Here is a 2,507-nt window from a genome sequence, read left to right as displayed (position 1 = left end):
GCGACACGCTGGTCGACTACAACCGCAAGCGCACCGTGCTCAGCATCGGCCTGAGCCTGGTGGACTTCTGACTTTTCCAGGCCACACCATGACCCACGACCTGCCTTCCGTCGACGCCACGCAGCGCGAGATCATCGCGGCGCTGCACGTCGCGCCCGTCTTCGACGCCGCCGCGGAAATCGAGCGGCGCACCGCCTTTCTCGCGGACTACCTGCGGGGCACCGGCCTCAGGGCGCTGGTGCTGGGCATCAGCGGCGGCGTCGATTCGCTGACGGCCGGCTGCCTCGCGCAGCGCGCCGTCGAGAAGCTGCGCGCCGAGGGCTACGGCGCCACCTTCATCGCGATGCGCCTGCCCTACGGCGTGCAGAAGGACGAGCACGAGGCGCAGGCCTCGCTCGCGGTGATCCGGCCCGACCGCATCCTGACCGTCGACATCCGCCCCGCGGCCGACGGCATGCTCGCGGCGCTCAAGAAGGGCGACCTGGCCTTCCGCGATGCGGCGCATGAAGACTTCGTGCTCGGCAACATCAAGGCGCGCCAGCGCATGATCGCGCAGTTCGCGGTGGCCGGTGCGCACGACGGCATCGTCATCGGCACCGACCATGCGGCCGAGGCGCTGATGGGCTTCTTCACCAAGTTCGGCGACGGCGCGGCCGACGTGACGCCGCTCAGCGGCCTCAACAAGCGCCGCGTGCGCGCCCTCGCGCAGCGGCTCGGCGCCCCCGACGCGCTGGTGTTCAAGGTGCCCACGGCGGACCTCGAATCGCTGGTGCCGGGCAAGCCCGACGAAGACGCCTTCGGCGTGAGCTACGAACAGATCGACGATTTCCTCGAAGGCAAGCCGGTGGCCGCCGCGGCGCGCGAGATCATTCTTGCCACGCATCGCAAGAGCGCCCACAAGCGCGCGCTGCCGGTGGAGCCGCCGCACCCGGCCTAGCTTTCCAGGCCGGCTCTGCGGGGCCCCACGCGGGTTCTACGCGGCCTTGAACCGAGGCGGCTCCAGCAACCGTTCGAGCAGCGCCGAGAGCTTGTCGACATCGACCGGCTTCGTCAGGTGGGCCCGGAAGCCGGCCTCCAGGCTGGTTTCCCTGTCGCTGGCCTGACCGTAGCCGGTGACGGCAATCAGCGGCGGCGGGTTGACCATCTCGGCGCGCACGCGGCGGGCGACTTCATGGCCGCTCAGGTCGGGCAGGCCGATGTCCAGCAGCACCACGTCCGGGTCCTGCGCCTTCACCGCCTCGATGGCAGCCAGCCCGCCATGCACGACGCTGGATTTGTAGCCCAGCGCCTCCAGCAGCATCGCCATGGTCTCGGCGGCGTCCACGTTGTCGTCCACCACCAGCACGCGCTGCTCGCCCACCGGCCGCGGCTGCGCCTCGAGCATGGCGACCGGCGCCTGGGTGGTCGGGAACTGCACCACGAATTCGCTGCCCTCGCCCGGCCGGCCGGTGCTGAACGCGCTGACGCGCCCGCCGTGCAGCGTGGTGAGCTGCTGCACGAGGCTGAGCCCCAGGCCGAGGCCGCCCTGCGTCCTGGCCAGGTTCTGCTCGCCCTGCACGAACAGGTCGAAGATCCGCTGCAGGTCCTGCGGCGGTATGCCGGGCCCGTCGTCGCGCACGCTGATGTCCGCATCCGCTGCGGTCCGCGAGAGCGACACGTGGATGTTGCCGCCGTTCCCGGTGAACTTGGCGGCGTTGTGGACCAGGTTGCTGACGATCTGGATGACGCGCGCACTGTCTCCGGCGATCCAGGGGTCGGCGTCCTGCGTCTGCAGGTGCAGGGTCTGCGACTTGCCGTCGATCAGCGGGCGCACCGCCTCGATGGCCTCGGCGATGGCATCGCGCAGGCGAACCGGCTTGTTCTCGAGCTGGATCTTGCCGCTGGTGATGCGGCCGACGTCGAGCAGGTCGTCCACCARCCGGGTGATCTGGCGCAGCTGCCGGCCGATGATGTCGCGGGTGTGCACGAGCGCGGCCGACTCCGCCTTCTCCCGCTTGAGGAGCTCGAGCGCGTTGGAGATCGGCGCCAGCGGATTGCGCAGTTCGTGCCCCAGCATCGCAAGGAAGTTCGTCACGCGGCGCCCCTCGTCCTCGAGCGCGGTCACGCGGCGGCGCTCCGTGAGGTCGCGCGTGACCTTGGCAAAGCCGCGGTGCCTGCCGGTGGCATCGTGCAGCGCGGTGATCACCACGCTGGCCCAGAACCGGCTGCCGTCCTTGCGGATGCGCCAGCCCTCGTCCTCGAAGCGGCCGTCGCGCAGCGCGTTGCGCAGCGCCTGCTGGGGCCAGCCGGTGGCGGCGACCTCCGGCGGATAGAACCTGGAGAAGTGCTGCCCGATGATCTCCGAGGCCTCGTAGCCCTTGTTCTTCTGCGCGCCGAGATTCCAGCTCACGACGTGGCCGCCCGGGTCGAGCATGAAGATCGCATAGTCCTTCACGCCCTCGACCAAGAGACGGAAGCGCTCCTCGCTCATGCGCAGCATCTCGTCCTGGCGGCGGATCTCGCTGCGG

The 2,507-nt window shown here is 70.2% G+C and carries 2 protein-coding genes; one reads left to right on the top strand and one right to left on the bottom strand.

The genetic code is table 11. The features are described from left to right. The first annotated feature begins 88 nt into the window (after window positions 1-88). Window positions 89-937 carry an ammonia-dependent NAD(+) synthetase gene (nadE, locus tag AC1DOC_RS29095; protein ID WP_018903792.1) on the top strand — a complete coding sequence of 283 codons (849 nt, stop codon included), beginning with the start codon at window positions 89-91 and terminating at the stop codon, window positions 935-937. Between the two features lie 36 nt (window positions 938-973). On the opposite strand, the gene AC1DOC_RS29090 is transcribed toward nadE, so the two are convergent. Beyond that, on the bottom strand, window positions 974-2,507 hold a 1,534-nt coding region (locus tag AC1DOC_RS29090; protein WP_478131063.1), incomplete at its 5' end, for a hybrid sensor histidine kinase/response regulator.

The sequence above is a fragment of the Variovorax sp. 01T439_2 genome (genome assembly GCF_056398445.1).
This window is presented reverse-complemented; position numbering and strand designations above follow the sequence as displayed.

Bases quoted from the DNA above. Each gene is read 5' to 3' on its own strand.
- nadE (WP_018903792.1), top strand. From the start codon at position 89: ATGACCCACGACCTGCCTTCCGTCGACGCCACGCAGCGCGAGATCATC.